The sequence below is a fragment of the Nocardioides sp. NPDC054178 genome, assembly GCF_055585005.1.
The window spans coordinates 277,220-304,104 of the sequence record NZ_JBVJKY010000006.1 but is presented as its reverse complement, the minus strand read 5'-3'; the positions used below and the strand labels follow the sequence as shown (position 1 = coordinate 304,104).

Annotated in this window: 21 protein-coding genes; 3 read left to right on the top strand and 18 right to left on the bottom strand. The window is 69.9% G+C overall.

Features of this window, described 5'->3' with window-relative positions; genetic code table 11:
* Window position 1: 1 nt before the first annotated feature.
* The 3 genes from ACZ6WN_RS22225 to ACZ6WN_RS22215 form a co-directional block, all read right to left on the bottom strand.
* Window positions 2–2,341 (bottom strand): FdhF/YdeP family oxidoreductase, encoded by a 2,340-nt coding sequence (locus tag ACZ6WN_RS22225; RefSeq protein WP_465867668.1) that lies wholly within the window; start codon window positions 2,339–2,341, stop codon window positions 2–4.
* Window positions 2,342–2,364: 23 nt separating this feature from the next.
* A complete protein-coding gene (locus ACZ6WN_RS22220; RefSeq protein ID WP_465867666.1) occupies window positions 2,365–4,170 on the bottom strand; it encodes a BCCT family transporter in 1,806 nt (601 codons plus the stop codon).
* Between the two features lie 146 nt (window positions 4,171–4,316).
* Window positions 4,317–4,835 carry a RidA family protein gene (locus ACZ6WN_RS22215; RefSeq protein WP_465867664.1) on the bottom strand — a complete coding sequence of 173 codons (519 nt, stop codon included), beginning with the start codon at window positions 4,833–4,835 and terminating at the stop codon, window positions 4,317–4,319.
* A 201-nt stretch (window positions 4,836–5,036) separates the two neighbouring features.
* Here ACZ6WN_RS22215 and ACZ6WN_RS22210 point away from each other — a divergent pair, with 201 nt between their 5' ends.
* Complete coding sequence (locus tag ACZ6WN_RS22210; RefSeq protein WP_465867663.1) at window positions 5,037–5,711, top strand: GntR family transcriptional regulator; 675 nt, start codon at window positions 5,037–5,039, stop codon at window positions 5,709–5,711.
* Between the two features lie 69 nt (window positions 5,712–5,780).
* Here the strand turns inward: ACZ6WN_RS22210 and ACZ6WN_RS22205 are convergent, their stop codons facing one another.
* From ACZ6WN_RS22205 to ACZ6WN_RS22195, 3 genes are all read right to left on the bottom strand, one after another.
* The gene (locus tag ACZ6WN_RS22205; protein ID WP_465867661.1) at window positions 5,781–6,947 is read right to left on the bottom strand and encodes an FAD-binding oxidoreductase; all 1,167 of its coding nucleotides are present in this window, start codon (window positions 6,945–6,947) and stop codon (window positions 5,781–5,783) included.
* Between the two features lie 19 nt (window positions 6,948–6,966).
* The gene (locus ACZ6WN_RS22200) at window positions 6,967–8,217 is read right to left on the bottom strand and encodes an aromatic ring-hydroxylating oxygenase subunit alpha (RefSeq protein WP_465867659.1); all 1,251 of its coding nucleotides are present in this window, start codon (window positions 8,215–8,217) and stop codon (window positions 6,967–6,969) included.
* 267 nt (window positions 8,218–8,484) lie between these two features.
* A complete protein-coding gene (locus ACZ6WN_RS22195; protein ID WP_465867657.1) occupies window positions 8,485–9,267 on the bottom strand; it encodes an IclR family transcriptional regulator in 783 nt (260 codons plus the stop codon).
* 239 nt (window positions 9,268–9,506) lie between these two features.
* Between ACZ6WN_RS22195 and fdhA the strand changes: the two genes are divergently transcribed.
* Window positions 9,507–10,718 carry a formaldehyde dehydrogenase, glutathione-independent gene (fdhA, locus tag ACZ6WN_RS22190; protein ID WP_465867655.1) on the top strand — a complete coding sequence of 404 codons (1,212 nt, stop codon included), beginning with the start codon at window positions 9,507–9,509 and terminating at the stop codon, window positions 10,716–10,718.
* A 92-nt stretch (window positions 10,719–10,810) separates the two neighbouring features.
* Here the strand turns inward: fdhA and ACZ6WN_RS22185 are convergent, their stop codons facing one another.
* The 10 genes from ACZ6WN_RS22185 to glyA are packed head-to-tail and all read right to left on the bottom strand — an operon-like array spanning window position 10,811 to window position 22,493.
* Complete coding sequence (locus ACZ6WN_RS22185; RefSeq protein WP_465867653.1) at window positions 10,811–12,127, bottom strand: bifunctional folylpolyglutamate synthase/dihydrofolate synthase; 1,317 nt, start codon at window positions 12,125–12,127, stop codon at window positions 10,811–10,813.
* A complete protein-coding gene (locus ACZ6WN_RS22180) occupies window positions 12,124–12,978 on the bottom strand; it encodes a methylenetetrahydrofolate reductase (RefSeq protein WP_465867652.1) in 855 nt (284 codons plus the stop codon). The genes ACZ6WN_RS22185 and ACZ6WN_RS22180 overlap by 4 nt, the downstream gene beginning before the upstream one ends.
* Window positions 12,975–13,868, bottom strand: coding sequence for a dihydropteroate synthase (gene folP / locus ACZ6WN_RS22175; protein WP_465867650.1), 894 nt, complete (start codon window positions 13,866–13,868; stop codon window positions 12,975–12,977). The genes ACZ6WN_RS22180 and folP overlap by 4 nt, the downstream gene beginning before the upstream one ends.
* Window positions 13,865–14,737, bottom strand: a complete 873-nt coding sequence (locus ACZ6WN_RS22170; protein ID WP_465867648.1) for a bifunctional methylenetetrahydrofolate dehydrogenase/methenyltetrahydrofolate cyclohydrolase — start codon at window positions 14,735–14,737, stop codon at window positions 13,865–13,867. The genes folP and ACZ6WN_RS22170 overlap by 4 nt, the downstream gene beginning before the upstream one ends.
* A gap of 29 nt (window positions 14,738–14,766) precedes the next feature.
* Window positions 14,767–16,140 carry an L-serine ammonia-lyase gene (locus ACZ6WN_RS22165; protein ID WP_465867646.1) on the bottom strand — a complete coding sequence of 458 codons (1,374 nt, stop codon included), beginning with the start codon at window positions 16,138–16,140 and terminating at the stop codon, window positions 14,767–14,769.
* A complete protein-coding gene (locus ACZ6WN_RS22160; protein WP_465867645.1) occupies window positions 16,140–16,772 on the bottom strand; it encodes a sarcosine oxidase subunit gamma in 633 nt (210 codons plus the stop codon). The genes ACZ6WN_RS22165 and ACZ6WN_RS22160 overlap by 1 nt, the downstream gene beginning before the upstream one ends.
* Complete coding sequence (locus ACZ6WN_RS22155; RefSeq protein ID WP_465867643.1) at window positions 16,765–19,668, bottom strand: 2Fe-2S iron-sulfur cluster-binding protein; 2,904 nt, start codon at window positions 19,666–19,668, stop codon at window positions 16,765–16,767. Before ACZ6WN_RS22155 ends, ACZ6WN_RS22160 begins: the two co-directional genes overlap by 8 nt.
* The gene (locus ACZ6WN_RS22150) at window positions 19,665–19,955 is read right to left on the bottom strand and encodes a sarcosine oxidase subunit delta (RefSeq protein ID WP_045550067.1); all 291 of its coding nucleotides are present in this window, start codon (window positions 19,953–19,955) and stop codon (window positions 19,665–19,667) included. Before ACZ6WN_RS22150 ends, ACZ6WN_RS22155 begins: the two co-directional genes overlap by 4 nt.
* A 25-nt stretch (window positions 19,956–19,980) precedes the next feature.
* Window positions 19,981–21,198 (bottom strand): sarcosine oxidase subunit beta family protein, encoded by a 1,218-nt coding sequence (locus ACZ6WN_RS22145; RefSeq protein ID WP_465867641.1) that lies wholly within the window; start codon window positions 21,196–21,198, stop codon window positions 19,981–19,983.
* Window positions 21,198–22,493 (bottom strand): serine hydroxymethyltransferase, encoded by a 1,296-nt coding sequence (gene glyA, locus ACZ6WN_RS22140; protein ID WP_465867640.1) that lies wholly within the window; start codon window positions 22,491–22,493, stop codon window positions 21,198–21,200. The genes ACZ6WN_RS22145 and glyA overlap by 1 nt, the downstream gene beginning before the upstream one ends.
* Window positions 22,494–22,604: 111 nt before the next feature.
* Here glyA and ACZ6WN_RS22135 point away from each other — a divergent pair, with 111 nt between their 5' ends.
* Window positions 22,605–23,291 carry a GntR family transcriptional regulator gene (locus ACZ6WN_RS22135; protein ID WP_465867639.1) on the top strand — a complete coding sequence of 229 codons (687 nt, stop codon included), beginning with the start codon at window positions 22,605–22,607 and terminating at the stop codon, window positions 23,289–23,291.
* Between the two features lie 56 nt (window positions 23,292–23,347).
* On the opposite strand, the gene ACZ6WN_RS22130 is transcribed toward ACZ6WN_RS22135, so the two are convergent.
* Both ACZ6WN_RS22130 and purU read right to left on the bottom strand, forming a co-directional pair.
* Window positions 23,348–25,852 (bottom strand): GcvT family protein, encoded by a 2,505-nt coding sequence (locus ACZ6WN_RS22130; protein WP_465867637.1) that lies wholly within the window; start codon window positions 25,850–25,852, stop codon window positions 23,348–23,350.
* Window positions 25,853–25,893: 41 nt separating this feature from the next.
* Window positions 25,894–26,796 (bottom strand): formyltetrahydrofolate deformylase, encoded by a 903-nt coding sequence (gene purU, locus ACZ6WN_RS22125; protein WP_465867635.1) that lies wholly within the window; start codon window positions 26,794–26,796, stop codon window positions 25,894–25,896.
* Window positions 26,797–26,885: the final 89 nt, after the last annotated feature.

Genomic DNA, 26,885 nt, shown 5'->3' with positions numbered 1-26,885 from the left:
GTCACCGAGAGTTCTCGAACGGGCTTGCCGCCCCGTCGCCCGGGCCGGCGAGCTCGAAGCGGACCACGACCCCCTTCGACGTCGGGGTGTTGCTGCCCTCGGCGACGCTGTCGAGCGGCACCAGGACGTTGGTCTCCGGATAGTACGCAGCCGCCGACCCCCGGCTCGCCGGATAGGCGACCAGGGTGAACCCGGGCGCGCGCCGCTCGATGCCGTCCTCCCAGACGCCGACGATGTCGACGCGGTCACCGTCGGCCAGCCCCAGCTCGTCGAGGTCGGCCGGGTTGACCATCACCACGCGGCGGTCACGGTGGATCCCGCGGTAGCGGTCGTCCAAGGCGTACGGGATGGTGTTCCACTGGTCGTGGGAGCGCAGCGTCTGCAGGATCAGATGGCCCGGCGGGGCCTGCAGCCAGGTCAGGTCGTTGCGGGTGAAGACGGCCTTGCCGCTCGGCGTGCGATAGACACCGGAGTTGACCGGGTTCGAAAGCACGAAGCCGTTCGGGTCCCTGATCCGCGCGTTGAAGTCCTCGAAGCCCGGCACCACCCGGGCGATCCGGTCGCGGACCCGGTCGTAGTCCGCCTCGAAGTCGCCCCAGCGGATGCCGTGCCGGTTCCCGATGGTGGCCCTGGCCAGGCGCGAGACGATCGCGACCTCGCTGAGCAGGCTCGCCGAGGCCGGCGGAAGCTTCCCGCGGGTGGCGTGCACGGAGCTCATCGAGTCCTCGACGGTCACGAACTGCTCACCGGTGGCCTGGACGTCGACGTCGCTGCGGCCCAGGGTGGGCAGGATCAGCGCCGTCTCGCCGACCACCGTGTGGGAGCGGTTGAGCTTGGTGGAGACCTGCACCGTCAACCGGCAGCTCCTCAGCGCGGCCTCGGCGACGTCGCTGTCCGAGATCGCCCGGACGAAGTTGCCGGCGACGCCGATGAAGACCTTCGCCCTGCCGTCCCGCATCGCCCGGACGCCGTCGACCGAGTCGTACCCGTGCCTGCGCGGCGGGGCGAACCCGAACTCGGCGCCGAGCGCGTCGAGGAAGGAGTCGGGCATCTTCTCCCAGATGCCCATCGTCCGGTCGCCCTGCACGTTGGAGTGACCACGCACCGGGCACACGCCGGCGCCGGGCTTGCCGATGTTGCCGCGCAGCATGAGGAAGTTGACGACCTCACGGATCGTCGGCACCCCGTGCTTGTGCTGGGTCAGCCCCATCGCCCAGCACACGATGACCGAGCGGCTCGCCAGCACCTGCTCGTGGACCGCCTCGATCTCCTCCCGGGTCAGCCCGGTCGCCTCGAGCGCCGCCTCCCAGGTGATCGTGCGGGCGTGCTCGGCGAAGGCGTAGAACCCGGTGGTGTACTCCGCGATGTACTCCCAGTCCAGCACGCCACCGCCCGCGTCCTGGTCGGCCTCGAGCAGGCGACGGTTGAGCATCTGGAACAGGGCGAGGTCACCGCCGGGGCGGATCTGCAGGAACTGGTCGGCGATCTCGGTGCCCCGGCCCACCACGCCGCGGGCCTTCTGCGGGTTCTTGAACCGCATCAGGCCCGCCTCGGGCAGCGTGTTCACCGCGATCACCCTGCCGCCGCGCTGCTTGGTCTCCTCCAGCGCGGACAGCATCCGCGGGTGGTTCGTGCCCGGGTTCTGGCCGACCACGAACACCAGGTCGGCGTTGTAGATGTCCTCGAGCTGGACGCTGCCCTTGCCGATCCCCAGCGTCTCGTTGAGCGCCGAGCCGCTCGACTCGTGACACATGTTGGAGCAGTCGGGCAGGTTGTTGGTGCCGTACGCCCGGGCGAAGAGCTGCAGCAGGAACGCGGCCTCGTTGTTGAGCCTGCCCGAGACGTAGAACATCGCCTCGTCGGGAGAGTCCAGAGCGTTGAGCTCGCGGCCGATGGTCTCGAACGCGTCCTCCCAGCTGATCGGCTCGTAGTGGGTTCCGCCGGGACGCTTGACCATCGGCTCGGTCAGCCGGCCCTGCTGGTTGAGCCAGTAGTCCGACCTCCCGTCCAGCTCCGCGACCGGGTGCCGCGCGAAGAACTCGCGCGTCACCCGGCGCGACGTCGCCTCGTCGGCGATGTGCTTGGCACCGTTCTCGCAGTACTCGTTCCGGTGCCGGTGTCCCGGCTCCGGCCACGCACACCCCGGGCAGTCCATCCCGCCGGCCTGGTTGAGGTTCAGCAGCGTCAGCGCCGTACGCCGCACCGAGGTCTGCGTCAGCGAGTACTCGAGCGCCTTCCGCACCGCCGGCACGCCGGCGGCCCAGGTCTTCGGCTCGGTGACGCCGAGCGCGTCCACCGGTTCCTCCACGGGGTACGCGCCGTCCGCGTGTGGCTTCACCACGACCGCTCCTTTCGCGACTCGAGCTAGCTGGCCGACCTCGGCAGCTCGGCCTCCTCGTCATCGACCGGTTCACCGGCCCACTCCTCGGCTGATCCGTCGGCGGGCGCATCGGGATCGCGGGAGACCCGGAGGACGAAGTCGTCACCGTGCTCAGAGACGCCGTAGACGACGGCCTGCTCGACGGCCTTGGAGGCGTACTGGGCGCGCACGACCAGCGGGTCCTCCCGCAGGTCCTTCACCAGAGATACGCACAGGGCAACCATCACCAGCACGAACGGAACCGCGGCGACGATGGTGATGGTCTGCAGCCCGCTCAACGCGTCGGAGCCGCCGACCAGGAGCATCACGGCGGCGACCGCTCCCGTCGCGACACCCCAGAAGATCACCGTCGGCTTCCCCGGCTCGATGGACCCACGCTCGGAGAGCGTGGCCATGACGATCGAGGCCGCGTCCGCCCCCGAGACGAAGAAGAGCGCGACCAGGAGCATGACCACCACGCTCGCCACCGTGGCGAGCGGGAAGGACTCCAGCGTGGTGAACAGCTGGGTCTCCACCCCGCCCGCGCCGGCGATGTCCACGCCCTTCTGCTGCAGGTCGATGGCGGCGCCACCGAAGATGGCGAACCAGGCCAGGCTCACCAGCGACGGCACCAGGAGCACGCCGATCACGAACTGGCGAATGGTCCGGCCGCGCGAGATCCGGGCGATGAACATGCCGACGAAGGGCGTCCAGGAGAGCCACCAGGCCCAGTAGAAGACCGTCCAGCTCGACAGCCAGGAAGCCGTCTCCGACCCCTCCGCCGAGGTGCGCGCCGACATCATCGCGACCTCCTGGAAGTAGCTCCCGACAGTGGTCGGGACCAGGCTGAGGATGAACACGGTCGGACCGACGAGGAAGACGAACAGGGCGAGCCCGACGGCGAGCACCATGTTGATGTTCGAGAGCCACTGGATCCCCTTGGCCACGCCCGAGACCGCCGAGAAGACGAAGGCCACCGTGAGCACCGCGATGATGGCGACCAGGATCCCGTTGCCCATCTGGCTGAACCCGCCGACGATCTCGAGCCCGCTGCGGATCTGGAGCGCCCCCAGGCCCAGCGACGCGGCCGACCCGAAGAGGGTCGCGAAGATCGCGAGCATGTCGATGACCTTCCCGCCGGCGCCCTGCGCGTGGCGCCCGAGAAGCGGCTCGAACACCGAGCTGATGAGCAGCCCGCGGCCCTTGCGGAAGACGCTGTACGCGATCGCGAGGCCGACCAGGGCGTAGATCGCCCACGGGTGGATCCCCCAGTGGAAGAGGGTCGTGGCCATGGCCGTCTGGACCTTCTCGGCCTCTCCGTCGCCGACAGCGCCCGGCGGGGGCGAGATGTAGTGGCTGACCGGCTCGCTGACGCCGTAGAAGATCAGGCCGATCCCCATGCCGGCACTGAACATCATGGTGATCCACGAGACCGTACGGAACTCGGGCTCCTCACCGTCCCTGCCGAGCGGGATGTTCCCGAACTTGCCGAAGGCGAGCCACAGCACGAAGCCGACGAAGGTCGACGCGGCGGTGACGAAGAGCCACCCGAGGTTGCCCATCACCCAGGACAGCGACGCCCCCGAGACCGATGCCAGCGACTCCGTGCTGACGAATCCCCAGGCGAGGAAGCCGAGCGCGATGACCGCGGTCACCCCGAAGACGACGCGATCGAGTCCTCCGGCGTTCTTGGCCGTCTCCTCGGGAGGACAGTCGAGAGCCGGATGGGTGGGGCTTCCGTTCTGGCCGGCGGACCTGTGGCGTGGCGACGCCAGCGGCGAAAGGTCGCCGCTACCTGCAGATGATCTCATGACGCACTCCGATCGAGAGCTCTTGGGATGAGCAGCATCCGTCGGTGCCACAAGGGGCTCCGGGTGGCGGCACTTCAGTGGGGCACCACTCGATCAGACGCTGATATACTAGTTACCTTATATGTGATGCATCACACGGGCAAGAGTCAGATCTCGACGACGAGATCGACCTCGACAGGCGCGTCCAGGGGCAGCACCGAGACGCCGACCGTGGAGCGCGCATGCTGCCCCGCCGTGCCGAAGGCCCGGCCGAGCAGCTCCGAGGCACCATTGGCGACGAGGGCCTGATCGGTGAAGAGCGCACCCGAGGCGACGTAGACCACGGCCTTCACGACGCGCTTCACCTGCCCGAGATCACCGACCTCGGACCTGATCGCGGCCAGTGCGTTGAGCACGCACCACTGCGCGCAGGCCTGACCGTCCGCGACACCGACCGTCTCCCCCAGCCTGCCCGTGGCGATCAGCTCGCCCGCCCGGATCGGCAGCTGCCCCGAGGTGAAGACGAACGCCCCCGCCCGAACCACGGGGACATGGACCGCTGCCGGCGGCACGACCTCGCGCACAGGCAGGCCGAGCTCGGCCAGCACGGCGTCCGGCGCCGGCACGGCCGTGCTCGATCTCCGCGGGCCCAGCAGCCGCACCACCCGGTTCGCACGCTCCGACATGCCCGGACAGTAGCACTGATATACTAGTTGTCGACACCCTCTCCGGGCGATCGTCTCGAACGCACCGGAGCCGGGTTCGGGACGCGGCCGACCCGGCCGTCGCGTACCGACGCCTGCGGCACGCCGCTACCCGTCGACTGATGTATCAGTCTAGGATGGTAAAAAGCGCATTGGCCGGACGGACAAGTGGGGCACGACTCGATGACGGTTGACGAGATCCTGGCAACGACGGCGAACCCGCCCGCCGGCTCACTCGCCGAGCAGGCCTACCAGTACATCCGCGAGCGCCTGGTGATGCTCGACATCCGGCCGGGGGCGCCGATCAACGACGGTCAGATCGCGACGGCCATCGGCATGGGCCGCACCCCTGTCCGCGAGGCGATCAAGCGCCTCGAGGCCGACCACCTGGTCCACTCCTTCCCGCGCCGCGGCACCTTCGCGACGACGATCGACGCGACCGAGCTCAGCGCGATCGCCGAGATCCGGCGCCAGCTCGCACCGTACGCGTCCCGCGCGGCCGCGGAGCGCGCGACGGCCGATCAGCGCGAGCAGATGCGCGCCCTCGCGGCCCAGATCGGCGAGGGCAGGCTCCCTGACGGCGACCGCACCTCCCTGATGCAGGTCGACAAGGCCGCACACGGCCTGATCTACCGGTCGAGCGGCAACGCCCACCTCGAGGACATCCTGATCAGGTACGACAACCTGGCCATCAGGATCTGGTGGATGGTGATCGACCGGCTCCCCGACCTGGCCCACCACGTCGTCGAGCAGGCCCAGCTCCTCACCGCCGTGGCCGACGGTGACGCCGACCGGGCCGAGAAGCTCACCCTCGAGCACATCGGCGGCTTCGAGCGCGAGATCCGCCAGGTCCTCTGAGACTCCTCTGAGAGCCGGGTGGCTGCCGGGTCTGACCCGGCAGCCACCGGCGCCGCGTACGGCTCCGACTCAGCAGTCCAGCTGGATGTCACCCAGCGGCTTGGAGCAGCAGATCAGCACCTTCTGGTTGGCGATCTCCTTGGGCCGGATGCCGCCGTTGTGCTTCATGTCGACCTCTCCGGAGAGCATCGACACCTTGCAGGTGCCGCACATGCCCTGACCGCAGGCCGCCATCGGTCGCATGCCGGCGGCCATCGCCGCCTCGAGGATGGTCTCGTCCGGACCGCACGTGATCATCCGCCCGCTGCGCGCGAACTCGACCGAGAAGCCGGCCGCGGCCTCCTCCTCGGAGTCCTGCTCGGCCGGCGGCGCGGCCGCCGGCGCGGGCACCCCGGGAGCACCGAGGTCGAAGCTCTCCTCGTGATACTTCCCCATGTCGTAGTCGAGCTCTTCGAGCAGGGACTTCGCCGCGGCCATGTAGCCCGCGGGACCGCAGATGAAGGTCTCCCGGTCGTTGAGGTCGGGAGCCAGGATCTCGAGCACCGGCTTGGAGATGCGTCCCTGCAGCCCCATCCACCGCTCGGTGGGGGCATCGCCCTCACAGATCTCCACCACTCGCAGATTGGGCATCAGCCGGGCCATCGCCTCGAGCTCACCGCGGTAGATGATGTCGGCCGGCGTCCGCGCGCTGTGGACGAAGAGGATGTCCGCCTCGGAGCCGAGGTCGTACAACGTCCGCGTCATCGACAGCACCGGGGTGATGCCGCTCCCGGCCGAGAGGAACAGATACTTCGGCGCATCCTCCTCCGGCAGGACGAACGCACCCGCCGGCGCGTGCATCGAGATCCAGTTCCCGGGCTCGAGGTTGTCGTGGAGCCAGTTCGACACCACACCGTCGGGGACCCGCTTGACCGTGATGGCGAGCCGGTCGGGCCGGGTCGGCGGCGAGGCGATCGTGTAGCAGCGGGTCATCAGCTCGCCGTCGATCTCGACCCGAATGGTGATGAACTGGCCGGCCTCGAAGTCGAACGGACGCCGGTCGGGGGTCGTGAAGACGAAGGTCTTCACGTCATGGGTGACCGCGAGCACCTGGCTGCACACCAGGTCCATCACGTCGCTCTCGGCCCAGCAGGGCTCCAGCGTCCGCCTGCTGCGGACGGCCGCCGGGCGGCCGTTCTGCAGACCGAACGAGTTGGGCTCCGACACCGCGGGGATGTCGGTCTCCAGGATGGTCATGTCTCCTCCCGTGCTCCGGCTAGGCGTTGGCTTGGACGCGTTGGACGTACCAGGTGATGAAGGCATCGACCTCACCCTCGACCTCTGAGTACGGACCAGGTACGTAGCCCGGGTCCGTCACTCCTCGCTGGGTGCCCTCGACCAGGACCCGGTCCTGGTCGTTGGTGGCACGCCACACGGAGGTGAGCGACTCGACCGAGTAGTCGACACCCTCGACGGCCTCGGGGTTCACCAGCCAGGTCGTCCGGACCAGCGTCCGGTCGACCGCGAGCGGGATCACCGAGAAGACGACCGCGTGGTCACCGAGGAAGTGGAACCACGAGTTGGGCTGCATGTGCAGCGACAGGTCCCCGAACCGAGGGTCCTCGATGGAGCCCATCAGCTTCGCGCAGAGCTGCTGCCCGTCGGGGCCGAACGAGGCGCCCGCGCCGTCGAGCGGCAGGTGGGAGATCTGGAACCCCGTCGCCTTGCCTTCCAGCTGGCACAGATCCCCGTTCGGGAAGCCGATCACCTCGCGAGCCTTCTCCAGCTCGGCCTGAGCCTCCTGGTAGCGCTCGTAGACCTGCTGCAGTCGCGGCGGCACGTCCTCGGCCTCGTAGCGGCTGATCGGGAAGTACGCCGTGAGCAGCTCGGGGTGGGAGGCGTCGCAGTGGTGACACTCGCGGTTGTTCTCCATCACCAGCTTCCAGTTGCCCTCCTCGACGATGTCGGTCTGGTGGGCGACCTTCGCCGAAGCGAGCGAGTAGGGCTCGAGGTAGGGCTCGATGAGCTCGCTGACCTCGTCGAAGTCGGCGGGCGGCTCATCGGCCAGGCAGAGGAAGACCAGCCCGCCGACGGCGCGGACGTTGACCGGCTTGAGCCCGAACCTGTCGTACTCGAAGGTGGCCGCCTGCGACTCCGCGAAGATGAGGCTGCCGTCGACCCGGTAGGTCCACTGGTGGTAGGGACACACGATGTTGCCGATCGAGCCGCAGGCCGACTCGAGCAGTCGCGATCCGCGGTGCCGGCACACGTTCCGGAAGGCGCGAACGTTCTCGTCGTCGTCGCGGACGACGATCACGGAGTGGGCACCCAGATCGACGGTGACGTAGTCACCGGGGTCGGGGATCTCTGCCTCGGCGACGGCGAAGATCCAGTGCTGGCCGAAGATGATGTCGAGATCCTGCTCGTAGATCTCCGAGCTGGTGTAGAAGGGTGCCTCCAGGCTGTAGCCGGACGCTCGCCTATCCGCCAGGGACGCCAGATCCTCAGGCGCCGTTTCGATGCTCATTCGCGTCACGATGATGTCTCCCACGCTCAAACCGGGCAGATTCCGGGTTCAGATACGGCGGTCCGCCAGACGGCGGGTTGTTTCACTCTGCACAACTACTGCGTAGCGCGAAACGATTCTGCCGCGCGCAAGAAGACGCTGTCAACGGATCGATCTGGATTCGTCCGCAGGATTTACACACGCTTTACGACGTACGCGACGTGGCCCGCATGCACGAGGCATGCGGGCCACTCGAAGGTGCCGATTCGTCGCCTCGACAGGCGGAGCTCACTCGGCCTTGGGGAAGCCGTTGCGCTCGGAGATCGCGGCGGCGGCGGCGAGCACGTGCTCGGCCAGCTCGGGCGCCTTCTCGGGGGTGATGCGGAACGACGGACCGGAGGCCACCACGGCAGCGATCACCCCGCCACCCAGCGAACGGATCGGCGCGGCCACGCCGGTGAGGCCGATCTCGTGCTCGTCGACCGAGAAGGCGTACCCCAGCTCTCTGACCTCGGCGAGCTGTGCCTCGAGCTTGTCCGGGTCGACGACGGTCTCCTCGGTGTAGCGCTCGAGGCCACCGGCGAGGATCCGCCGGCGCTCCTCGGCCGGCATGGTCGCCAGGAACACCTTGCCGGAGGCGGTGGTGTGCAGGGGGCTCCGCTGACCGACCCAGTTCACCGAGGTGATCTCGGCGCTGCCGATCACCTGGTCGATCGTGATGGCCTCCTCGCCGTCGTTGATGACGATGTTGACGGTCTCGCCGACCGCGTCGGCCAGCGCCATGCAGATCGGCCGGCTCGTGACCGAGATGTCGTGCTTGCGGGTCGCGCCGGCGGCGAGCTGGATGACGCCGTAGCCGAGCTGATAGTGACCGCGGCTCGCGTTCTGCTCCACCAGCCCACGAGCCTCGAGCGTGGCCAGCAACCGGAAGACGGTGGACTTGTGCACCCCCAGCTCCTCGGAGATCGGAGTGACACCGACAGCCCCCCGACGGGCGAGCACCTGGAGGATGGAGATGGCTCGGTCAACTGAGTGAACGGTCGTGCTCCGTGTTTCGCTCGTGTTGCTCATGCTGAAACAGTATGCCTCCTGTGCAGATCCGCCCCGCGCCCGCCCACGGCCGGACCGGGGCGGCGCGCGCGATCAGACGCCGCCGCACGAGCCTCGAAATCAACCGAACCAGGGTCTTGATGCCGACGCCGCCGACGGTCTAGTTTGTTTCATATAGCGCTCTTGTTTCGCTATGAGAAACATCCCTGCAACCCGAGTACGCCGGACGCCCCCATCCGGGGGCAGGAAGAAGAGACGCCATGGCAGACAACAGAGTCGTCGTCTACAAGGGGCCGGGCGAGGTGGCCGTCGAGTCCATCGAGTACCCGAAGCTGGAGCTCCCCCAGGACGTCGTCAGCGGCCTGGGCATCAAGCGGGCCGCACCGCACGCCGTCATCCTCAAGCTCGTCACCAGCAACATCTGCGGTAGCGACCAGCACATGGTCCGCGGCCGGACGACCGCCGCCATCGGTCAGACGCTCGGCCACGAGATCACCGGTGAGATCGTCGAGATCGGCGACGACGTCCTCTTCCACGAGGTGGGCGACATCTGCTCGGTCCCGTTCAACATCGCCTGCGGCCGCTGTCGGATGTGCAACGAGGGCAAGACCGGCATCTGCCTCAACGTGAACCCGGCCCGGGCCGGCGCGGCGTACGGCTACGTGGACATGGGCGGCTGGATCGGTGGCCAGGCGGAGTACGTCATGGTGCCGTTCGCCGACTTCAACCTGCTGAAGTTCCCCGACCGCGACCAGGCCCTGGAGAAGATCCTCGACCTGACGATGCTCTCCGACATCTTCCCGACCGGCTACCACGGTGCCTACACCGCGGGGGTCACCACCGGGTCGACCGTGTACGTGGCGGGTGCGGGCCCGGTCGGGCTCGCCGCGGCGTACTCGGCGCAGCTGCTCGGCGCCGCGACCGTCATCGTCGGCGACATGAACGCGGACCGGCTCGCACAGGCCGCCAGCTTCGGCTGCGCGACCGCGGACCTGTCCACCGGTGACGCGCTGGCGGACATCATCGCGGACATCGTCGGCGAGCCCGAGGTGGATGCGGCGATCGACGCCGTCGGGTTCGAGGCCCGTGGCCACGGCCGCGACGCCGCCGAGCAGCCCGCGACCGTCCTCAACGACATCATGGACGTCGCCCGCGCCGGTGCCTCCCTCGGCATCCCCGGCCTCTACGTTACCGGCGACCCGGGTGCCGTCGACGACGCCGCCAAGCAGGGGCAGATCGGCGTACGCCTCGGCCTCGGCTGGGCCAAGTCGCACACGTTCGTGACCGGCCAGTGCCCGGTCAAGCAGTACAACCGCCAGCTGATGAACCTGATCCTCGCCGACAAGGCCCACATCGCCGACGCCGTCAACGCGAAGGCGATCAGCCTCGACGAGGCACCGGAGAGCTACGCCGCGTTCGACCAGGGCGCGGCGACCAAGTACGTCATCGACCCGCACGGCATGGTGCGCTGACCTGCCACCCGCTGGACGAGCCGCTGGTCGAGCCGGGGTCGTGAGGAACGAACCCGCTCGACCGGCGGTGGGCCGATCAGCGGGCAGCGCGGTCAGAGACCCAGCAGCCGGCGCGCCTCCCCGACGGTGACGACGGAGCCGGTGACCAGCACCTGACCACGGTCGTTCGCGGACGCGGCTTCGGTCGCCTCGCCGAGGGCCTCGGAGAGGGCGTCGACCGCGACGACGCGATCCGCGCCCAGGACCTCGCGCGCCGCAGCGGCGACGTCCTGTGAGGACAGCGACCTCGGGCTGCTGTTGCGGGTGCAGACCATCGTGGTGACGACGGGCTCGAGCGCGGCCAGCATGCCGGCGAGGTCCTTGTCGCCCATCGCGGCGAACACGGCGACCGTCGGGCGCCGGCCCCGGTCGGAGAGAGCGGCCGCCAGGGCCCGGGCACCGTCGGGGTTGTGGGCGGCGTCGAGGATCACGGCCGGGGTGCCTGGCAGCACCTCCAGCCGGCCGGGCGACCTGACCGAGCCCAGCGCCCGTCGCAGTACGTCCAGCGGGACGGCGTCCTCCAGAAGGGCCTCGACGCTCGCGACGGCGAGCACGGCGTTGTGCGCCTGGTGGCGCCCGTGCAGGGCCAGCGGCACCTCCGGATAGTCACCCGCGAGGCCGCTGACCGAGATGATCTGGCCCGCGTCGAGCGCGCGGCGGCCGCTCAGGCCGACGTCGCGCCCCTCGACCACGAGCCGCGCCAGATGCGCGTCGGCGTGGGCACGGAGGAGCTGCTCGACCTCGGGTGTCTGCCGGGCCGTCACGGCGAGCGCTCCGGGCTTGATGATCCCGGCCTTCTCGGCGGCGATGTCGAGCCTGGTCGGGCCCAGGTGGTCGACGTGGTCGAGGCCGATCGGGAGGATCGCGGCGACCTCGGCGTCGATGACGTTGGTCGCGTCCCACATGCCGCCCATGCCGACCTCGACCGTCGCCACGTCGATGTCGACGGCCGAGAAGGCCTGGTAGGCCATCGCGACCGTCATCTCGAAGAACGAGAGCGGCGTCGGCCCCTCGCGGTCCACGTCCTCGGCCGCGGGCAGGACGTCGCGGTAGGCCCGGACGAACGCGTCCGGCGAGATCAGCCGGCCGTCGATGCTGATCCGCTCCCGGATGTCGGCGAGGTGGGGGCTGGTGAACCTGCCGACGCTCGAGCCCAGCTCGAGCAGGATCGCCTCCACCATCCGCGCGGTGCTGGTCTTGCCGTTCGTACCGGTGATGTGGATCGACCGGTAGCGACGTTGCGGATGGCCGAGCGCTTCCATCACCGCCCGGATGCGCTCCAGGGACGGGGCGATCCTGGTCTCGGGCCAGCGGGCGAGGAGCCGGCGCTCCACCTCGGTGACGTCGAGGTCGATGGCGGTGTCCGTCACCGGGGGTCACCACCCAGGCGGGCCAGCAGGTCGCGGCGCCAGCTCTCGGTCTCGGCGACCTGGTTGAACGTGAACAGGTGCAGCCCCGAGACCGCGGCTTCGGCCCCCTCCAGGCCCGGGGCGGCGCGCATGAGGAACCGCTCCGGCGAGTAGCCGCCGGGCGCAGCGATGCGCGCGAACATCCCCGTGTTCTTGGCGAGGAACCTCGTCGACTCCCCCACCCCGATCCGGGTGGCCATGGCGAGGAGCTTGGCGCGCTCGACCGGGCCCGGCAGACCGACGATGATCGGCGTCGTGACACCTCGCGCGCGCACGCGGCGTACCCAGTCGGTGAGGGCACCGGGATCGAAGGTGAGGTTGCTGACGATCTCGGTGGCGTGGTGGCGCTTGTCCCACATCGCCTGGACCAGGCGGTCGTGGATGATCGTCGGATGATCCTCCGGGTAGCCGGCGACGCCGACGTGGCGGAACGGGTCGCCGAGATCGACCAGGGCCTCGAGGAGCTCCAGCGCGCCGGGGAACTCGCCAGGCCGCTCGGCGTCGCCGGCGGGCACGAAGATCTTCTCGATGCCGGCGGCCCTCAGCCGACCGGTGATCTCGCCGAGCTCGGCCCGGCTCGAGACCATGCGCGCGGCGAGGTGCGGCACGACGTCGTAGCCGTGGCCGGCGAGCCGGACCGAGAGGTCCACGGTCCGCTCCAGACCCTTGGCCGGAGACGCGGTCACCGTGACGGTCCGGCCGGCAGGTAGCGCGGAGGTGACGACCTCCTCGATCGAGGCGGTGGGCAGGACCTCGTAGCGAGCCTCGAGCAGCAGCCGGCGTACGGTCACGGCGGCCGAGCGACGGCTCATCGCCGCCCTGCTCCGACGCCGACCGGCTCGGCTGCGACCGTGGCCCCGGTGGCGCCGCGCAGGCGCGCGGCCACCCGGGAGGCGGCCGCGGCGCCGGAGACCGAGTGCACGCGCACGCCCCAGGCACCGTGCGCCGCGGCGATGGCCGCGACGGCGTCCGAGGCCTCGTCCCGGTCGGCCGGGACGTCCGGTTCACGCCGCCCGTACGCCGCCGCCTCGGCGAGGAACCGCTTGCGGGAGGCGCCGACGAGGAGAGGGAAGCCGAGATCTCGAAGCGCGGGGAGGGCGGCGAGCAGCTCCCAGGACTGGGCGGCGGTCTTCGCGAAGCCCAGGCCGGGGTCGAGGATGATGCGCTCGGGACGTACTCCTGCCGCGAGAGCGGACTCGACCCGGCCACGGAGCTCGGTGCGGACGTCGTCGAGGACCGAGTCGTAGAAGCAGAAGTCGTCCATCCGCGTGGAGTGCGCCCGCCAGTGCATGAGTACGCAGGTGACGTCCGCCTCGGCGAGGAACGGCAGCATCTCGGGGTCGGCGAGCCCGCCGGAGACGTCGTTGACGATGGCCGCGCCGGCAGAGACCGCCTGCCGGGCGACCGAGGCGCGCATGGTGTCAACCGAGACCGGGACCCCGGTTCGGGTCAGCGCCTCGACGACCCGGATCACCCGGGCGATCTCCTCCCGCTCGCTGACCCGCTGCGCGCCCGGCCGGGTGGACTCGCCACCGACGTCGAGGATGTCGGCGCCGTCGCGGACGAGCTCGAGCCCACGGCGTACGGCTGCGTCGACCTGGAGGAACCGGCCGCCGTCGGAGAAGGAGTCGGGGGTGACGTTGATGATGCCCATCACCTGGCAGCGCTGAGCTGCTCCGGTCGACAGCTGGGTGGCGCTCATGCCGCCTCCCTGGCGGCCAGCTGCTGCTCGGCGATCTCGACGATGTTGGTCAGCAGCATGGCGCGGGTCATCGGGCCGACCCCACCGGTGGCGCCGCTCATCTTGCCGGCGACGACGTCCACGTTCGGGTCGACGTCGCCCAGGATGCCCTCGATGGTGCGGGTGATCCCGACCGAGAGGACGGTGGCGCCGGGGCTGACCCAGTCGGGCTTGACCAGGTGCGCGACGCCCGCCGCGGCGACGATGACGTCCGAGGCCCGGGCATGGGCGGCGACGTCACGGGTCTCGATGTTGCACAGGGTGACGGTGGCGTGCTCGGTGGGACGCGTGAGCATGAGCCCGAGGGGCCTGCCGACGGTCAGCCCGCAGCCGATGATGCAGAACCGCTGCCCGGTGATCGGCACGTCGTGCTGCCGCAGCAGCTCGATGATCCCGCGCGGCGTGCACGGCAGCGGAGCCGGAGTGCCGAGCACCAGCTTGCCGAGGTTCGTGGGGTGGAGACCGTCGGCGTCCTTGTCCGGGTCGATGAGCTCCAGGACGCGGTGGGTGTCGACGTGCGGCGGCAGCGGCAGCTGCACGATGAACCCGGTGCAGTCCGGGTCGTCGTTGAGCTGTCGCACCGCGGCCTCGATGTCGGCCTGCGAGGCGGTGGCGGGAAGCTCGATGCGGATCGAGGCGATGCCGACCTCGGCGCAGTCACGGTGCTTGCCCGCGACGTAGGAGCGGGAGCCGGGGTCGTCGCCGACGAGGACGGTGCCGAGACCGGGGTCGATCCCGGCCTCGTTCAGTGCCTTCACCCGCACGGCGAGCCCGGCCTTGAGATCAGCGGCGACGCGCTTGCCGTCGATCCTTGCTGCGGTGGTGGTCATGCCCTTCTCCTTCTCGCGAGACCCTGACGTCAGCACTCGATGACGTTGACGGCGAGGCCTCCGCGGGAGGTCTCCTTGTACTTGACCTTCATGTCGGCCCCCGTCTCGCGCATGGTCTTGATCGCGGCGTCGAGGGAGACCCGGTGGCTGCCGTCGCCGCGGGCGGCGATCCGGGCGGCGTTGATGGCCTTGTTGCTGGCGATGGCGTTGCGCTCGATGCACGGGATCTGCACCAGGCCGCCGACCGGGTCGCAGGTGAGGCCGAGGTTGTGCTCGATGCCGATCTCGGCCGCGTTCTCCACCTGCTCCGGGGTGCCGCCGAGCACCTCGCACAGGGCACCGGCGGCCATCGCGCAGGCCGAGCCGACCTCGCCCTGACAGCCGACCTCGGCACCGGAGATCGAGGCGTTGATCTTGAACAGGATCCCGACCGCGGCGGCAGCGAGGAGGAACCTCACGATCCCGTCCTCGTCGGCGCTGGGCACGAACTTCTCGTAGTAGTGGAGCACCGCCGGGACGATGCCCGCCGCGCCGTTGGTCGGCGCGGTCACGATCCGCCCGCCCGAGGCGTTCTCCTCGTTGACGGCCAGCGCGAAGAGGTTGACCCAGTCCATCGCCCGGAGCGGATCGGTCTCGTCCGTGACGGCGTGGAGGTGGGCGTACAGACCGGGGGCGCGACGGGGCACCTTCAGCCCGCCGGGGAGCGTGGGCTCGACGCGGGTGCAGCCGTTGTGCACGCACTCCTGCATGACCGACCAGATGTGCAGCAGCTCGGCGCGCACCTCCTCCTCCGTACGCCACGCCAGCTCGTTGGCCAGCATGACGTCGCTGATCCGCTTGCCCGACTCGGCGCAGACCGCGAGCAGCTCCGCCCCGGTGGTGAAGGGATACGGGATCGGGGTCGCGTCCTCGACGATCCGGTCGGCACCGGCCGCGTCCTCGTCCACGACGAAGCCGCCGCCGACCGAGTAGTAGGTGTTCTCCGAGAGCACCTCGCCGGTGGCGCCGAAGGCGCGGAAGACCATGCCGTTCGGGTGTGCGGGCAGGGTGCGGGTGCGGTGCATGACGACGTCGTCCGCGTCGAACTCGATGTCGCGGGCACCGGCGAGCCTCAGCCGCCGGGTGGCCCGGACCTCGGCCACCCGGGCGTCGGCGTTGTCGGTGTCGACCGTCTCGGGCCGGTTGCCCTCGAGGCCGAGGACGACCGCCTTGTCGGAGCCGTGGCCGTGGCCGGTGGCACCGAGCGAGCCGAACAGCTCCACCTCGACCCGGGCAACGGTGTCCAGCAGAGAGCCCGCCTTCAGGGCGTCGGTGAACTGCACCGCCGCGCGCATCGGACCGACCGTATGGGAGGACGAGGGCCCGATGCCGACCGAGAACATGTCGAACACGCTCAGTGCCATCAGCCGGATCCCAGGAGCTTGAACTCGGCCATGGCGTCGATCAGCCAGCGGCCCAGGTAGTCGGCGAACGAGGCCCGCGGCAGGATCCGGTAGGAGTCGGCCTCGATCTTCCAGAGCAGCACCGGGACGCGTCCGATGGTGGTGACGACCGCCGTACCGGCGGCGAAGGCCCTCGGGTGGAGGTCGAGCGGACAGCCCTTCTCGAGGACTGCCCGGGCCGACGGACCCTCGAGCCGGAAGGTGGTGCGGTTGGCCGACAGATCGACGACCGCGGCACCGTCCGCCGAGACCCCTGCGCGCAGGTAGGACACCAGGGTGGACCCGGCCACGCTCTGCGAGATGACCAGGAACTCGTCGGGCGAGAGCCACAGGACGACCACGTCGTGGCCCGTGGCGACCTCGCCGCACCGGCCGGGCAGCTCGGCGCCGAGGATCTTGGCCAGCCGGGCCCGGTCGGGCGAGCCGGCCGGCACCCGCAGACCGACCATGGTCAGGAACTGCTCCTCGCGCACCCGGACCCCGAAGGCCCCGGTGACGCCGGCGTCGACGAAGGCGCCGTGGAGATGCTGGGCCGGGCTGACGCGCAGCCCTCCGATCAACTTGTCGAGCGGCTCGATCGTGGTCTCAACCATCGCGGCGGGTTCCTTCCGGGTCGTAGAGGACGGTTTCAGCGACGACGACGTCGACCAGGCGGTCCCCGACCGGCGCGACGAGGGTCTGGCCGATGCGGTTGCGGCCATCCTTGATCAGCGCCAGCGCGAACGAGCGTCCGAGCGCGGCGCTGTGGTAGCTCGACGTCACGTGGCCGAGCATCGGCACCGGTCCCTCGGCAGGGGTGATCGGCGTACCGGCCTCGACGAGCTGGGTGCCCTCGGGCAGCCGGAAGCTCTTGTCGACGGGCAGCACCGAGACGAGGTGCTTGCGGTCGGTGCGGGAGGTGTCGGCCCGGCCGTAGGAGCGCTTGCCGACGAAGTCCTTCGCCTTGGAGACGATCCACTCCATCCCGGCGTCCTGGGGCGTGACCGTGCCGTCGGTGTCCTGGCCGACGATCGGGTAGCCCTTCTCGGCGCGGAGCACGTGCATGGTCTCGGTGCCGTACGGGGTGATCGCCCAGTCCTGGCCGGCGGCGTGGATCTCCTCCCACACCCGCTGGCCGAACCAGGTCTCGACGTTGACCTCGAAGGCGAGCTCTCCGGAGAAGGAGATCCGGCACACCCGTGCCGGGATGCCCGAGGCGAGCGTCGTCTCCCGGAAGGTCATGAACGGGAAGGCGTCGTTGCTGACGTCGAGCTCCGGGGCGATCCGAGCGATCACCTCGCGCGACTTCGGGCCGACGACGGCGACGGTGGCCCATTGCTCGGTGACCGAGGTGAAGCTGACGTCGAGGGTCGGCCACTCGGTCTGGTGCCACTCCTCGAGCCAGTCGAGGACCTTGGCGGCGCCGCCGGTGGTCGTCGTCATGAAGTAGCGGCCCTCCTCGACGCGGAGGGTGACGCCGTCGTCGAAGATCATCCCGTCGGGGGTGCACATGACGCCGTAGCGCGCGGATCCGGGGGCGAGCTTCTTGAAGGCGTTGGTGTAGATGCGGTTGAGGAACTCACCGGCATCGCTCCCCCACACCTCGATCTTGCCCAGGGTGGTCGCGTCCATCATGCCGACGGACTCGCGGACGGCGGCACACTCGCGGAGCACGGCCTCGTCGAGCGACTCGCCGTCCTGCGGGTAGTACCAGGGCCGCAGCCACTGCCCGACGATCTCCATCTCGGCGCCGTGGGCGACGTGCCACGGGTGGATCGAGGTCAGCCGGGCCGGGTCGAACAGGTCGCCCCGCTCGCGACCGGCGAGCGCGACGAACGGGATCGGAGCGTACGGCGCCCGGTACGTGGTGGTGCCGATCTCGCCGGGGCTGCGACCGTCGTTGAGCGCGGCCGCGATGACCCCGATGGCGTTGACGCCGGAGGTCTTGCCCTGGTCGTTGGCGGTGCTGATCGAGGTGTAGCGCTTGATGTGCTCGACGCTGCGCATGCCGGCCCCGGTCGCCCGCAGGACGTCGTGCACCGTCTGGTCGCGCTGGAAGTCGACGAAGTGGTCGACCAGATCCTCGAGCGCGACGCCGTCCTCGGCGGCGAGCCACAGGCTGCGGGTCGTACCGTCGCCCGTCGCGGCCGGGAGGGGCCCGGCCGGGGCCTCGCTGATGAAGCCGGTGGCGAGCAGCGCAGCCTCTGCGGCGTACCGGCCCTCGGCGAGGCACGCGTCGAGGGTGTAGCTGCCGCGGGCCGATCCCACGATCTGCTGACCGGCGACCTCGCCGTCGGGGACGAACCCGGCCAGGTCCTCGTCCCAGCGGACCTTGCCCTGCCGCTGGCTGTGCAGGTGGACCACCGGGCTCCAGCCGCCGGCGACGGCGACGAGGTCGCAGGCGATCTCGCGCCGCTCGCCGACCGCGGCGCCGTCGGCGTCGATCGCCGAGACCGTCGCGGCGGTGACCCGCGGGTCACCGGCGGTGCCGAGGACGGCGGAGCCGAGGACGACCTCGATGCCGGCCGCCTCGGCCCGGCGCGCGGCCTCGGACCGTTCGGGGCGGGCGTCGACGACGGCCGCCACGGTGACCCCGGCGGCGGCCAGGTCGGCGGCGACCTCGTAGGCGCTGTCGTTGGTCGCCGCGAGCAGCACGTTGCTCCCGGCTGCCACGCCGTAGCGGTTGAGGTAGGTGCGGACCGCGGAGGCCAGCATGACACCGGGCCGGTCGTTGTCGGCGAAGACGAGGGGACGCTCGTGGGCGCCGGTGGCGACGACGACCTGCTGGGCCCGGATGTGCCACAGCCGCTGTCGTGACAGGCCGGTCAGCGCCGCCTTGGCGGAGGCGTCGAGGTGGTCCAGCCGGCTCTCGAGCGCGATCACGTAGTTGGCGTCGTAGCTGCCGAAGGCGTTGGTCCGGGTCAGCACCGTGACCTCCGGAGCGGCGGCGAGCTCCCCGGCGACATCGCGCAGCCAGGTGTCGCTGTCGACACCGTCGACGGCGAGGTCGCGGGCGGCGAGGAGGGATCCGCCGAGCTCGGGCTGGTCGTCGACGAGGATCACCCGGGCACCGGTCGCGGCGGCGGTGCGGGCCGCGGCCAGCCCGGTCGGGCCGGCGCCGATGACGAGCACGTCGGTGTGGACGTACTTCTTGTCGTAGATCGCGGTGTCGTCGGCCGGGTCGAGCTCACCGAGGCCGCTGAGGTAGTCGGCCTCGAGACCGTCGACGAGCTCGACGGTCGTGGCCGGAAGCATCGACTCGGTCACCGAGTCGCCGGGACGCCTCACCTTGACCAGCGCGTTGGACTCCTCCAGCCCGGCGGCGAGGACGCCGCGGGGACGCTGCCGGTAGAGCGAGGGGCCGCACTCGAGCACGCCGTTGGCGATCAGGGCCGAGGCGAGGGTGTCACCGTCGTGGCCGACGTACTCCTGGCCGTCGACGCTGAAGGTGAGACGGGTCGACCGGTCGATGCGGCCGCCGTCGGTGAGGCGGTGCGACGTCGTGCTCACTGCGGGCCTCCTTCCAGGGTGGGGCGCGGTTCGCCGGCGCGGTAGACGGCGGCGATGCGGTAGGTGACGGTGTCGCGTAGGACGTTGAACCACTTGCGGCAGCCGGAGCTGTGGACCCAGCGCTCGGCGAAGATGCCCTTGGTGTTCTCGCGGTAGAAGAGGTAGCGACCCCACTCCTCGTCGCTGAGGGCGTTCGGGTCCTCCGGGTAGGGGACGTGCGCCTGACCGCCGTAGTGGAACTCGGTCTCGTCGCGGGGCCCGCAGTCGGGGCAGCTGATGAGGATCATCGTCGGCTCCTTTCAGTGGGCCATTTCAGTGGGCCACGGCGGCGGCGCCGTGCTCGTCGATGAGGGCACCGGTGCTGAATCGCTCCAGCGCGAACGGTGCGTTGTACTCGTGGGGCTCGTCGTGGGCGATCGTGTGGGCCATCGTCCAGCCGGCACCGGGAGTGCCCTTGAAGCCGCCGGTGCCCCAGCCGCAGTTCACGTAGAGCTGGTCGATCGGCGTCTTGCTCACGACCGGGGAGGCGTCCGGGGTGACGTCGACGATGCCGCCCCAGGTCCGCAGCAGATGCGCGCGGGCGAAGATCGGGAACAGCTCGACGGCGGCCGCCATCTGCTCCTCGATCACATGGAACCCGCCGCGCTGGCCATAGCCGTTGTACGCGTCGACGCCCGCGCCCATGACCAGCTCGCCCTTGTGGGCCTGGGAGACGTAGACGTGGACGTGGTTCGACATCACCACTGTCGGGTGGACGGGCTGGTGGAGCTCGGAGACGAGCGCCTGCAGCGGGTGCGACTGGATCGGCAGGTCGAAGCCGGCCATCTCGGCCAGGACGCTGGAGTGTCCGGCCGCGCAGAGCGCGACCTTCCCGGCCGCGATCGTGCCGCGGCTGGTCTGCACGCCGATCACCCGGTTGCCGTCCTTGACGATGCCGGTCACGTCGCAGTCCTGGATCAGGTCGACGCCGAGCTCGTCGGCCTTGCGGGCGAACGCCCAGGCGACGTGGTCGTGCTTGGCGATGCCCGCGCGCGGCTGGTAGGTCGCGCCGAGGACCGGGTAGCGGATGTTGTCGCTGGTGTTGATGATCGGGCAGACCTCCTTCACCTGGTCGGCGTCGAGCCACTCGGCGTCGATCCCGTTGAGGCGGTTGGCCTCGCAGCGCCGCACCGAGTCGCGTACGTCCTGCAGCGTGTGGGCGAGGTTGAGCACGCCGCGCTGGCTGAAGAGGAAGTCGTAGTCGAGCTCGTCGGGGAGCACCTCCCACTGCTTGAGGGAGTGCTCGTAGATCGCCGCGGACTCGTCCCACAGGTAGTTGGACCGGATGATCGTCGTGTTCCGCGCCATGTTGCCGCCGGCGAGCCAGCCGCGCTCGAGGACGGCGACGTTCGTGATGCCGTGGTTCTTCGCCAGGTAGTACGCCGTGGCCAGGCCGTGGCCGCCGCCGCCGATGATGACGACGTCGTAGGACGACTTGGGCTCCGGGTTGCGCCAGAGGAAGTCGGGGTGCTCGGGCAGCAGGTCTGCCATCACACGGCTCCGTTCGACTCGAGGAGGTGGGGGTAGAGCGGGTGCTTCTCGGCGAGGTTCGTGACCCGCGCGCGCAGCGCGTCGGCCGTCTCCTCGGTGAAGTCGTCCTTCAGCGCGGCCGCGATGATGTCGGCCACCTCGCCGAAGTCGGTGTCACCGAAGCCGCGCGTGGCCAGGGCGGGCGTGCCGATCCGCAGGCCGGAGGAGACCATCGGCGGGCGCGGGTCGAACGGGACCGCGTTGCGGTTGACGGTGATGCCGATGCGGTGGAGCCGGTCCTCGCCGTCCTGGCCGTTGAGCTCGGAGTCGCGCAGGTCGACCAGCACGAGATGGACGTCCGTGCCGCCGCTGACCACCGAGACGCCTGCGGCCGCGACGTCGTCGGCGAGCAGCCGCTCGGCGATGATGCGGGCACCCCGCAGCGTACGCTCCTGGCGCTCGCGGAACTCGGGCTCCGCGGCGACCTTGAAGGCGACCGCCTTGCCGGCGATGACGTGCTCGAGCGGGCCGCCCTGCTGCCCCGGGAAGACCGCGGAGTTGATCTTCTTCGCGATCGCCGCGTCGTTGGTGAGGATGACGCCGCCGCGCGGGCCGCCGAGGGTCTTGTGCGTCGTCGAGGTGACGACGTCGGCGAACGGCACCGGGCTCGGGTGCAGGCCCGTCGCGACCAGGCCGGCGAAGTGGGCCATGTCGACCATCAGCCGCGCGCCGACCAGGTCGGCGATCCGGCGGAACTCGGCGAAGTCGAGCTGGCGGGGGTAGGCGGACCAGCCGGCGACGATCAGCTTGGGCCGGTGCTCGAGGGCGAGGCGCTCGACCTCGGCCATGTCGATCAGGAAGTCCTCGCGGGAGACCTCGTACGGCACGACCTGGTAGAGGCGGCCGGAGAAGTTGATCTTCATGCCGTGGGTGAGGTGGCCGCCGTGGGCCAGCGAGAGACCGAGGATGGTGTCGCCGGGCTCGAGGAGGGCGAACATCGCGGCGGCGTTGGCCTGGGCACCCGAGTGCGGCTGCACGTTGGCGTGCTCCGCGGAGAAGAGCGCCTTGAGACGGTCGATGGCGAGCTGCTCGATGACATCGACGTGCTCGCAGCCGCCGTAGTAGCGACGGCCGGGGTAGCCCTCGGCGTACTTGTTGGTGAGGACCGATCCCTGGGCCTCCATGACGGCAGCGGGAGCGAAGTTCTCCGAGGCGATCATCTCCAGCGTCGTCTGCTGGCGGCTCAGCTCGGCGTCGATCTGCTCATGGACCTCGGGATCGAGGTCCGCGAGCGAGGCGGTCAGGACGTCAACCACGATGAACTCCCAAACTCTTGAAGTACGATTGATATATTAGTTCCTGATGACCAGTATGCTTGGTGGCGAAGACGCCTGTCAACGGCCCGGATCAGAAAGCGGTGACATGAAATGACCGACGTCCAGACGCCCGTCAGGACGACGAGCGACCCAGGGCTCAGCCCCGTGACCTCCCTGGCGTACGCCGCCTACGAGCGCATCCGGGACCGGCTGATCATGCTCGACATCAGGCCGGGCGAGCCGATCAACGACGGCAGGCTCGCGGAGTCCCTCGGGTTCGGCCGCACCCCGGTGCGCGAGGCCCTCAAGCGCCTGGAGACCGATCATCTGGTCGTCTCCTACCCGCGCCGGGGCACGTTCGCGACGGCCGTCGACGTGACCGAGCTGGGCGCGATCTCCGACCTGCGCCAGCAGCTCGAGCCGTTCGCCGCCCAGCGGGCCGCGACGGCTGCCACCGCGCAGATGCGGGCCGAGCTGCGCGCCATGGCCGCGAGGGTTCGAGCCCTCGACGGGTCGAGCGAGGACCGGTCCACACTGATGCGTCTCGACATGTCGGTCCATCGGCTGATCTACCGCGCGACCGGCAACAAGCACCTCGAGGACGTACTGATCCGCTACGACAACCTGGCCACCCGGATCTGGTGCCTGGTCGTCGACAAGCTCCCCGACCTGGCCTCCCACATCGCCGAACACGCCCAGCTCCTGGACGCGATCGCCGACGGCGATGCCGACCTCGCCGAGCGGCTCACCCGTGAGCACATCGACAGCTTCGCGACCGCGGTCCGTCGCGTCCTCTGACCTACAGTTCGGGCGCCGGCCCACCCGCAGCCGACGCCCGATCCTGACCCCTGGGGTCAGCCCCGCAGACGGCTCATGCTCGGGTCGAAGAGCGGCTCCGGAGTGACCGTCGCCGCGATCCGCTGGCCGAAGTACTCGATCTCGACCTGGTCACCCTCGCCGATCTCCGCCGGCAGGTAGGCATAGGCGATCGGCTTGCCGATCGTGAACCCATAGGCGGCGCTGGTGACGTACCCGACCGCGGTCTCCCCCGACAGCACGGGCTCCTTGCCGAGCACCATGGACTTGCCGTCGTCGATGGTGAGACAGCGCAGGCGGCGGGCCGAGGTCTCCACGGAACGCCCCTCGAGCGCGGCCTTGCCGACGAAGTCCTCCTTGGCGGACTTCACCGCGAAGCCGACGCCCGCCTCGTACGGGTCGTGCTCGGTGGTCATGTCCGCACCCCAGGACCGGTAGCCCTTCTCCAGCCGGAGCGCGCCGAACGCGGCCCGGCCGGCGGCGACGACGCCGTGCTCCTGGCCCGCGTTCCACAGGACGTCCCACAGCTTCTGACCGTTCTCGGCGGAGGCGTAGATCTCCCAGCCGAGCTCGCCGACGTAGGACAGGCGCAGGGCCGTGACGGGGATCCCGCCGATGGTGGCCCGCCTGCCGCGGAAGTACTTCAGCCCGTCGTTGGTGAAGTCGTCGTCGCTGACCTTGCCGATCAGGTCCCGGGCGAGCGGACCCCACAGGCCGATGCAGCAGGTGCCGCCGGTGATGTCGCGGACATGGGCGGCCAGCGCCGGGTCCTCGGCGCGCAGCTTGCGCGCCTCCCGCCGCAGGTAAGCCAGGTCGACCGTGCCGTTGGCGCCGACCTGGTAGAGCTCGTCCTCGAGACGGGCGACGGTGATGTCGCTCTTGATCCCGCCCTGCTCATCGAGGAAGAGGGTGTAGGTCACTGCACCGGGCTTCTTGCTCACGTCACCCGTGGTCAGCCGCTGCAGCAGCGTCTCGGCTCCGGGACCGGAGACCTCGAGCCGGCGCAGCGGCGTCATGTCGTACATCGCGACCGCGGTGCGGGTCTTCCACGCCTCGACGGCCGCGATCGGCGAGTGGTAGCGGGCCGACCAGTCGTCGCGCGTCGGCGACTTCCACTCCTCGGGCAGCTGGTCCAGCAGCGCGGCGTTGGCCTCGTACCAGTGCGGTCGCTCCCAGGTCCCGGCCTCGAGGAAGAAGGCGCCGAGCTCGACCTGGCGGGCGTGGAACGGGCTGACCCGGATGTCGCGGGGCGACTCCTTGGGCTGCAGCGGGTGCAGGATGTCGTAGATCTCGACGAAGTTCTGCTGCGAGGTCTCGCTGACGTACGCCGGGGCCAGCTGGGTCTCCTCGAAGCGGTTGAGCTCGAGGTCGGCGAGGTCGTGCTCGGAGCGTCCGGTGGTCAGCACCTCGGCGACCGCCTTGGCGACGCCGGCGGAGTGGGTGACCCAGACGGCCTCGGCCACCCAGAAGCCGTCGAGGTCGCGGGACTCACCGACGAGCGAGCCGCCGTCCGGCGTGAACGAGAAGATGCCGTTGAACGACGACTCCGCGATCTCCGCCTCCTGCAGGCACGGGAGCAGCTTGCGGCACTCGTCCCACGGGCCCTCGAAGTCCTCGGGCGTGAAGTCGAGCCGGGAGGGCATGTTGTCGTGGTCGACGTGCTCCGGGGTCGGGCCGAGGGCGGAGGCGACGTACGGCATCGGCTTGTGGGCGTAGGAGCCGATGCCGTAGCCCTCGCCCCACTCGCGGAAGTAGAGGTCCTGGTCCTGGTGGCGCAGGATCGGCAGAGTCGCGCCGTCGGGCTGGTCGTGCTTTCCGGCCAGGGCCGGGACGGGCGTGGTCTTGATGAACTGGTGGGCCAGCGGGAGGAGCGGTACGGCGGTGCCCGCCATCGCGCCCACCTCGACGCCCCAGAACCCGGCGCACGAGACGACGATGTCCGCCTCGACGACACCGTTCGTGGTCTCGACACCCGTGACGTGACCACCCTCCTGGAGCACTCCGGTCACCGCGGTGTGCTCGAGGTAGGTGACCCCGGCCGCCCGCGTACGCTCGATGAGCAGGTCGACGGCCCGCGCCGCCCGGGCCAGGCCGTCGGTGGGGATGTGCAGGCCGGCGAGGACCTGCGACTCGTCGATGTGCGGGTAGAGCTCCTTGCACTCGACAGGACCGACGACCCGGGCATCGATCCCCCAGGACTTCGCGTAGCCGAGCTTGCGGTAGAGCTCGGCGACCCGGGCCTCGGTGGTGGCGACCTCCAGGCCACCGACCTGGTTGAAGCAGCTCACCCCGTCCTTCTCCAGCGACAGGAACTTCTCGACGGTGTACTTGGCGAACATCGTCATCGTCTTGGACGGGTTGATCTGGAAGACCAGACCAGGAGCGTGGGAGGTCGAGCCACCGGGCAGGCTGAGCGGGCCCTGCTCGATGACCGTGATGTCGGACCACCCGCGGGACACGAGTTCGTCCGCGAGGTTCGTGCCGACGATGCCGGCGCCGATGATGACGGTGCGGGGCGAGACGGTGCTGTCGGAGGACGGCATGAGCAACTCCTGAGGTTTCGGGGCGGATCGAGGCAGTGTGGTCAGCGGAAGACGACGGTGCTGGAGCCGTGCATGAGCACACGGTGCTCGCAGTGCCAGCGGACGGCCCGCGAGAGCGCGAGGCACTCGGCGTCCTGTCCGACATGGGCCAGGGCCTGCGGGGTGTAGCTGTGGTCGACCCGGTTGACCTCCTGCTCGATGATCGGGCCCTCATCGAGGTCGGCGGTGACGTAGTGGGCGGTGGCACCGACGAGCTTCACGCCCCGCGCGTGCGCCTGGTGGTAGGGCTTGGCCCCCTTGAAGCCGGGCAGGAACGAGTGGTGGATGTTGATCGCACGTCCCTCGAGCTGGCGGCAGAGGCCGTCGGACAGGATCTGCATGTAGCGGGCGAGCACGACCAGGTCGATGTCGTACTCCTCGACCAGGTCGAGCATGCGCTGCTCGGCCTGCGGCTTGGTCTCCGGCGTGATCGGGATGTGGATGAACTCCAGCCCCGCCGCCTCCGCCATGGGCCGGAGGTCCTCGTGATTGGAGGCGACGACCGCGATCTCGGCACCCAGGGTCCCGCCGCGCCAGCGGAAGATGAGGTCGTTGAGGCAGTGGCCGAACTTCGAGACCATCACCAGCAGCCGCGGCTTGCGCTCGTCGTGGAAGGTGAACGACATGTCGAACCGGTCCGCGATCGACCCGAACGCGGCCGTCATCTCATCGACGTCCGCGCCGTCGGCAGCGGCGAACTCGGTCCGGAGAAAGAACAGCTCCCCCATCCGGTCGTCGTGCTGCTGGTGCTCGAGGATGTCGAACCCGCGGTCGTACAGGAAGCTCGTGACCGCCTGCATGATCCCCGGGCGCTCCCGGCAGGAGAGCGTGAGCACGTTGGTCGTCGCTGTCGGGACGGTCGCCACGGACGCAACAGCGGTCGAGCTTGGCGGACTGATGGTCATGCGGGGCTCCTGATCGACGAGAATGATACACAACTCATATATCAGAATGATCGTAGAACGGCTCTCAGAGCGACGTCAAGGGTCTTCGG

Excerpts from the sequence above, each read along its gene's own strand:
- ACZ6WN_RS22220 (WP_465867666.1), bottom strand. The coding sequence starts at position 4,170 with ATGAGATCATCTGCAGGTAGCGGCGACCTTTCGCCGCTGGCGTCGCCA.
- ACZ6WN_RS22215 (WP_465867664.1), bottom strand. The coding sequence starts at position 4,835 with ATGTCGGAGCGTGCGAACCGGGTGGTGCGGCTGCTGGGCCCGCGGAGA.
- ACZ6WN_RS22210 (WP_465867663.1), top strand. The coding sequence starts at position 5,037 with ATGACGGTTGACGAGATCCTGGCAACGACGGCGAACCCGCCCGCCGGC.
- ACZ6WN_RS22205 (WP_465867661.1), bottom strand. The coding sequence starts at position 6,947 with ATGACCATCCTGGAGACCGACATCCCCGCGGTGTCGGAGCCCAACTCG.
- ACZ6WN_RS22200 (WP_465867659.1), bottom strand. The coding sequence starts at position 8,217 with ATGAGCATCGAAACGGCGCCTGAGGATCTGGCGTCCCTGGCGGATAGG.
- ACZ6WN_RS22195 (WP_465867657.1), bottom strand. The coding sequence starts at position 9,267 with ATGAGCAACACGAGCGAAACACGGAGCACGACCGTTCACTCAGTTGAC.
- fdhA (WP_465867655.1), top strand. The coding sequence starts at position 9,507 with ATGGCAGACAACAGAGTCGTCGTCTACAAGGGGCCGGGCGAGGTGGCC.
- ACZ6WN_RS22180 (WP_465867652.1), bottom strand. The coding sequence starts at position 12,978 with ATGAGCCGTCGCTCGGCCGCCGTGACCGTACGCCGGCTGCTGCTCGAG.
- folP (WP_465867650.1), bottom strand. The coding sequence starts at position 13,868 with ATGAGCGCCACCCAGCTGTCGACCGGAGCAGCTCAGCGCTGCCAGGTG.
- ACZ6WN_RS22170 (WP_465867648.1), bottom strand. The coding sequence starts at position 14,737 with ATGACCACCACCGCAGCAAGGATCGACGGCAAGCGCGTCGCCGCTGAT.
- ACZ6WN_RS22165 (WP_465867646.1), bottom strand. The coding sequence starts at position 16,140 with ATGGCACTGAGCGTGTTCGACATGTTCTCGGTCGGCATCGGGCCCTCG.
- ACZ6WN_RS22160 (WP_465867645.1), bottom strand. The coding sequence starts at position 16,772 with ATGGTTGAGACCACGATCGAGCCGCTCGACAAGTTGATCGGAGGGCTG.
- ACZ6WN_RS22150 (WP_045550067.1), bottom strand. The coding sequence starts at position 19,955 with ATGATCCTCATCAGCTGCCCCGACTGCGGGCCCCGCGACGAGACCGAG.
- ACZ6WN_RS22145 (WP_465867641.1), bottom strand. The coding sequence starts at position 21,198 with ATGGCAGACCTGCTGCCCGAGCACCCCGACTTCCTCTGGCGCAACCCG.
- ACZ6WN_RS22135 (WP_465867639.1), top strand. The coding sequence starts at position 22,605 with ATGACCGACGTCCAGACGCCCGTCAGGACGACGAGCGACCCAGGGCTC.
- ACZ6WN_RS22130 (WP_465867637.1), bottom strand. The coding sequence starts at position 25,852 with ATGCCGTCCTCCGACAGCACCGTCTCGCCCCGCACCGTCATCATCGGC.
- purU (WP_465867635.1), bottom strand. The coding sequence starts at position 26,796 with ATGACCATCAGTCCGCCAAGCTCGACCGCTGTTGCGTCCGTGGCGACC.